Consider the following 6,131-nt stretch of genomic DNA (forward strand, 5'->3'; position numbering starts at 1 on the left):
CATGGCTTTCTGGGCGGCGATGTTGTCGGTCTGGCTGAGCGCCTGGGCATTGGTCAGCGGCGTCGCGTCCCTGCCGCGCGGCATCAAGGGCGTGGGGCTGATCGCCCCGTTGATCTTCGGCGCGACGATCCTCTGGGCGTGGGAAGCGGCGGTGCATGCGCTGGAAGTCCCGCGCGTGATCCTGCCGGCCCCGTCCGAAATCGGGCAGCGGTTGATCTCGGAGACGGACACGCTGTGGATCGACCTCGTGCAGACCTTCGGGCGCGGGGCGCTGGCAGGCTTCGTGATCGGCTGCGGCGCAGCGTTCCTGTTCGCGCTGGTCGTCGACCGCTACCCGTTCCTGCGTCGGGGGCTGCTGCCGGTGGGCAACTTCCTCGCCGCGCTGCCGATCATCGGCACGGCGCCGATCTTCGTCATGTGGTTCGGCTTCGACTGGCCGTCCAAGGCTGCGGTCGTGGTGGCGATGGTCTTCTTCCCGATGCTGGTCAACACGGTGCAGGGGCTGGCCTCGACCGACAAGATGCAGCGCGACCTGATGCACACCTATTCGGCCAGCTGGTGGCAGACGCTTCTGACCCTGCGCCTTCCGGCAGCAATGCCGTTTGTTTTCAACGGGCTGAAAATCTGTGCAACACTGGCCCTGATCGGGGCTATCGTGGCCGAGTTCTTCGGTTCCCCCACCTATGGCATGGGCTTCCGCATCTCGACCGAGGTCGGGCGGTTGCAGCTGTCGATGGTGTGGGCAGAAATCGCCGTGGCGGCGCTGCTTGGGTCGGCGTTCTACGGTGTCTGGGCTCTGCTCGAGCGGAGGGTCACCTTCTGGCACCCCTCGCAGCGCGGCAGATAATTCCGACCCCCGGGATTTCACGGGGGCGGGCAACAAGGAGGTTGATGACAATGAAATACGCTTACCTGACCGGTCTGGCTTCGGCTCTGGCCCTGACCGCCGGCATGGCGCAGGCGCAGGACGCCGTGACGCTGCAGCTGAAATGGGTCACGCAGGCCCAGTTCGCCGGCTATTACGTCGCGCTCGATCAGGGCTTCTACGAGGAAGAGGGCCTCGACGTCACAATCCTGCCGGGCGGCCCCGATATCGCGCCGGTGCAGGTGCTGGTCGGCGGTGGTGCCGATGTAATGGTCGACTGGATGCCGTCGGCACTGGCCGCGCGCGAGCAGGGCGCCCCGGTCGTCAACATCGCCCAGCCCTTCACCCGCTCGGGCATGATGCTGACCTGTCTGGCCGAATCGGGCATCACCTCGCCCGAGGATTTCCCCGGCCGCACGCTGGGCGTCTGGTTCTTCGGCAACGAGTATCCGTTCCTGTCGTGGATGAGCACGCTGGGCATCCCGACCGAGGGCGGTGACGATGGCGTCGAGGTCCTGCGTCAGGGCTTCAACGTCGATCCGCTGCTGCAGGGGCAGGCCGATTGCATCTCGACCATGACCTACAACGAATACTGGCAGGTCATCGACGCGGGCATCACGCCCGAGCAGCTGGTCACCTTCAAGTATGAAGATCAGGGTGTCGCCACGCTGGAAGACGGCCTCTACGTGCTGGAAGAGAACCTCGAGGATCCGGAATTCGTCGACCGCATGGCCCGCTTCGTGCGCGCCTCGATGCGCGGCTGGCACTGGGCCGAGGAAAACCCCGAGGCCGCGGCCGAGATCGTCCTCGACAACGACGAGACCGGCGCCCAGACTCTGGAGCATCAGGTCCGCATGATGGGCGAAGTCGCCCTGCTGACCGCGGGTTCGGACGGCTCGCTGGACGAGGAAGCCTATGCCCGTACCGTCGCGACTCTGCTCGGTGGCGGCTCGGACCCGGTCATCACCGCCGAGCCGACGGGCGCCTTTAGCCATGTGGTTACCGAAGCGGCTATGGCCGAGTAATCCTTTATAGCCATTGGCTGTATCGCGGATGACACAGTGCCGGGGCCCTCAGGGGCCCCGGTCTTTTTCGGCCCTAAGGTCAGACGTTGCCCGCAAGTGGGCCGGATTCCTTGCTTTCCCTTAAGCCTGTTGGTGCGACTCGGTGCATCCCTAGTGGGCACTTATCCCCCGGCACACAAAATCCTGTGGAAAGGTTTAAGAATCGCGTTGACCCTCAGGGGCGCTTTGCTGCAAGTTGTAGAGGCCGACAACAGGGCCACTAGATATAGTAAGGCTCGCCGAGGCAGGGACAGATAGAGCAGAATCGCCGACACCGCTGGTTGTACAGAGGTGCTCGACATGTCGCGGCATGTCGAAGGCGCAGGATATTGCGAGAGTTCCAGCCGTGTGCGGGCCCGTAAAACGGTGCCCGGCCCTGTTTGTCTTTTTCCAATTTTGGGACACAGGGGACAGGTCCATGAAGATCGAGCGCAAATTCACGACTGACGGGCAGGACGCCTATTCGGCACTTGCCTTCACAACCACCGTTTCCGAGATCCGCAACCCGGACGGCAAGATCGTGTTCCGCAACGAGCAGGTCGAAGTCCCGCAAGGCTGGTCGCAGGTCGCGTCGGACGTGATCGCGCAGAAATACTTCCGCAAGGCTGGTGTCCCCGCCCGCCTGAAGAAGGTCGCCGAGAAGGGCGTTCCCGAATTCCTCTGGCGCTCGGTCCCCGACGAGAAAGCCATGGCCGATCTGCCCGAAGCCGAGCGCTTCTCGGGCGAGACCTCGGCCAAGCAGGTCTTCGACCGTCTCGCCGGCGCCTGGGCCTATTGGGGCTGGAAGGGTGGCTATTTCACCACCGAGGCCGACGCTCAGGCCTATTACGACGAGATGCGCGTGATGCTGGCTCGTCAGATGGCCGCCCCCAACTCGCCGCAATGGTTCAACACCGGCCTGCACTGGGCCTATGGCATCGACGGCCCGTCGCAGGGTCACTTCTATGTCGACCCCTTCACCCACAAGCTGGTCAAGTCGAAGTCGAGCTACGAGCATCCCCAGCCGCATGCCTGCTTCATCCAGTCGGTCTCGGACGATCTGGTGAACGAGGGTGGCATCATGGACCTTTGGGTCCGCGAGGCGCGCCTGTTCAAATACGGCTCGGGCACCGGCACCAACTTCTCGTCGCTGCGCGCCGAGGGCGAGAAGCTCTCGGGCGGCGGCAAGTCGTCGGGCCTGATGGGCTTCCTGAAGATCGGTGACCGCGCGGCCGGCGCGATCAAGTCGGGCGGCACCACGCGCCGCGCGGCGAAGATGGTGATCATCGACATGGATCACCCGGATATCGAAGACTTCATCAACTGGAAGGTCATCGAAGAGCAGAAGGTGGCCTCGCTGGTCGCCGGCTCGAAGATGCATGAAGCCCGCCTGAACGAGATCTTCGACGCGATCCGCCAATGGGATGGCTCGACGGAAGACGCGGTCGACCCGGCGAAGAACCCGTCCCTCAAGGACGCGATCCGCTCGGCCAAGAAGGCGATGATCCCCGACACCTACACCAATCGCGTGCTGCAATACGCGCGGCAGGGCTATACCTCGATCGAATTCCCGACCTACGACACCGACTGGGACTCGGAAGCCTATGTCTCGGTCTCGGGCCAGAACTCGAACAACTCGGTCCGCGTCACCGACGCCTTCCTGAAGGCCGTCAAGGACGACGCCGATTGGGAACTGCTGCGCCGTACCGATGGCAAGGTCGCCAAGACTGTCTCGGCCCGCGAGCTGTGGGATCAGGTCGGCCATGCCGCCTGGGCCTGCGCCGACCCCGGCATCCAGTTCCACGACACCGTCAACGCCTGGCACACCTGCCCGGAAGATGGCGAGATCCGCGGTTCGAACCCCTGTTCGGAATACATGTTCCTCGATGACACGGCCTGCAACCTCGCGTCGATGAACCTGCTGAAGTTCTACGACGGCCAGAAGTTCGACGCCGAGGGCTATGTCCACGCCTCGCGCCTGTGGACCATCACGCTGGAAATCTCGGTGATGATGGCGCAGTTCCCGTCTAAGGAAATCGCGCAGCGCTCGTATGACTACCGCACGCTGGGTCTGGGCTATGCCAATATCGGCGGCCTGTTGATGAATATGGGCCTCGGCTATGACAGCGACGAGGGCCGCGCCCTTGCCGGTGCGCTGACGGCGATCATGACCGGTATCAGCTACGCCACCTCGGCCGAGATGGCGGCTGAGCTGGGCGCCTTCCCGGGCTATGAGCGCAACAAGCAGCACATGCTGCGCGTGATCCGCAACCACCGCCGCGCCGCGCATGGTCTGGCTGACTTCGAAGCCGTCAACGTCACCCCGGTGGCGCTGGACGCCGCGAATTGCCCCGACGCCTCGCTGGTCGCGCTGGCCCGCACCGCTTGGGACGAGGCGCTGGCTCTGGGCGAGGCCCATGGCTACCGCAACGCGCAGTCGACCGTGATCGCGCCGACCGGCACCATCGGTCTGGTCATGGATTGCGACACCACCGGCATCGAGCCCGATTTCGCGCTGGTGAAGTTCAAGAAGCTGGCCGGTGGCGGCTATTTCAAGATCATCAACCAGTCGGTTCCGGCCGCTCTGGCGAAGCTGGGCTACCGTCCCAGCCAGATCGAAGAAATCATCGCCTATGCCGTGGGTCATGGCTCGATCGGTCAGGCGCCGAGCATCAACCACACCGCGCTGATCGGCCACGGTTTCGGCCCGGCCGAGATCAAGAAGATCGAGACCGCGCTGGCAACCGCCTTCGACATCCGTTTCGTGTTCAACCAGTGGACGCTGGGCGAGGAATTCTGCCGCGAGACCCTCGGCATTCCGCAGGCCAAGCTGAACGACCCGTCCTTCGACCTGCTGAAGCATCTGGGCTTTACCAAGGCGCAGGTCGAGGCCGCCAATGATCACGTGCTGGGCACGATGACGCTGGAAGGCGCGCCGCATCTGAAGAAAGAGCATTACGCCGTCTTCGATTGCGCCAATGCCTGCGGCAAGAAGGGCACGCGCTACCTCTCGGTCGACAGCCATATCCGCATGATGGCCGCCGCGCAGTCGTTCATCTCGGGCGCGATCTCGAAGACGATCAACATGCCGAACTCGGCCACGATCGAAGAGACGCTGGCAGCCTATGAACTCAGCTGGTCGCTGGGCATCAAGGCCAACGCGCTCTATCGCGACGGCTCGAAACTGTCGCAGCCGCTGGCCGCCGCGCTGATCGAGGATGACGAGGAGGCCGAGGAAATCCTCGCCACCGGTTCGGCTCAGGAAAAGGCCGCGGTCATCGCCGAGAAGATTGTCGAGAAGATCATCGTCAAGGAAATTGCCCGCGGCCGCGAGAAGCTGCCCGAGCGTCGCAAGGGCTATACCCAGAAGGCCATCGTTGGCGGTCACAAGGTCTATCTGCGCACCGGCGAGTATGGCGACGGGCGTCTCGGTGAGATCTTCATCGACATGCACAAGGAAGGCGCCGGCTTCCGCGCGATGATGAACAACTTCGCCATCGCCGTGTCGGTGGGCCTGCAATACGGCGTGCCGCTGGACGAATTCGTCGACGCCTTCACCTTCACCCGCTTCGAGCCCGCGGGCATGGTGCAGGGCAACGAGGCGATCAAGAACGCGACCTCGATCCTCGACTACATCTTCCGCGAGCTGGCGATCTCGTATCTGGACCGCACCGACCTCGCGCATGTGAAGCCCTCGGGCGCCAGCTTCGACGACCTCGGCGCAGGCGACAAGGAAGGCCAGAAGAACGTCAGCGCGCTTACCGACGATGCGGCCTCGCGCGGGTTGGAAGTGCTGCGCCAGATCTCCTCGACTGGGTATCTGCGCAAGCGTCTGCCGCAGGAGCTGGTGGTGCTGCAGGGCGGCTCGTCCAATGTGACGGCGGTCAGCCAGATCGCCCCGGTGGCACGGGCCGAAGCCCAGCCGGGCCAGCCGATGCCGATCCCGCCGCTGGGCGGCGTGTCGGTGGCCGCGCGCTCGGAAACCTCGGTCGAGGCCGTGGCAGCCGTGAGCATGGATGCTCGGACCAAGGCGAAGATGCAGGGCTACGAGGGCGATCCTTGTGGGGAGTGCGGCAACTACACGCTGGTGCGCAACGGCACCTGCATGAAGTGCAACACCTGCGGCTCGACGAGCGGTTGCAGCTGATCCGGCTACCCAAGCGCCGGATGTGAGCGGAAGGGCCGGGGGAAACCCCGGCCCTTTCCCTTTGGCGGGGCAGGGC

3 protein-coding genes are annotated in these 6,131 nt (G+C 64.3%); all 3 read left to right on the forward strand.

Going from position 1 to position 6,131, the window contains the following annotated elements:
- Nucleotide 1 precedes the first annotated feature (1 nt).
- Nucleotides 2-847, forward strand: coding sequence for an ABC transporter permease (locus BCY78_RS15960; RefSeq protein ID WP_068303946.1), 846 nt, complete (start codon nt 2-4; stop codon nt 845-847).
- Nucleotides 848-897: 50 nt separating this feature from the next.
- A complete protein-coding gene (locus BCY78_RS15965; RefSeq protein WP_068303934.1) occupies nt 898-1,890 on the forward strand; it encodes an ABC transporter substrate-binding protein in 993 nt (330 codons plus the stop codon).
- Nucleotides 1,891-2,347: 457 nt separating this feature from the next.
- Entirely contained in the window at nt 2,348-6,055 is a 3,708-nt protein-coding gene (locus BCY78_RS15970) for a vitamin B12-dependent ribonucleotide reductase (RefSeq protein WP_068303936.1), read from the forward strand.
- Nucleotides 6,056-6,131 lie beyond the last annotated feature (76 nt).

This window comes from Pararhodobacter sp. CCB-MM2 (assembly GCF_001691415.1).
Taxonomy (GTDB): domain Bacteria; phylum Pseudomonadota; class Alphaproteobacteria; order Rhodobacterales; family Rhodobacteraceae; genus Pararhodobacter.

What these genes read in the sequence shown, in the direction of transcription:
- BCY78_RS15960 (WP_068303946.1), top strand. Translation starts at nt 2, where the DNA reads ATGGCTTTCTGGGCGGCGATGTTGTCGGTCTGGCTGAGCGCCTGGGCA.
- BCY78_RS15965 (WP_068303934.1), top strand. Translation starts at nt 898, where the DNA reads ATGAAATACGCTTACCTGACCGGTCTGGCTTCGGCTCTGGCCCTGACC.
- BCY78_RS15970 (WP_068303936.1), top strand. Translation starts at nt 2,348, where the DNA reads ATGAAGATCGAGCGCAAATTCACGACTGACGGGCAGGACGCCTATTCG.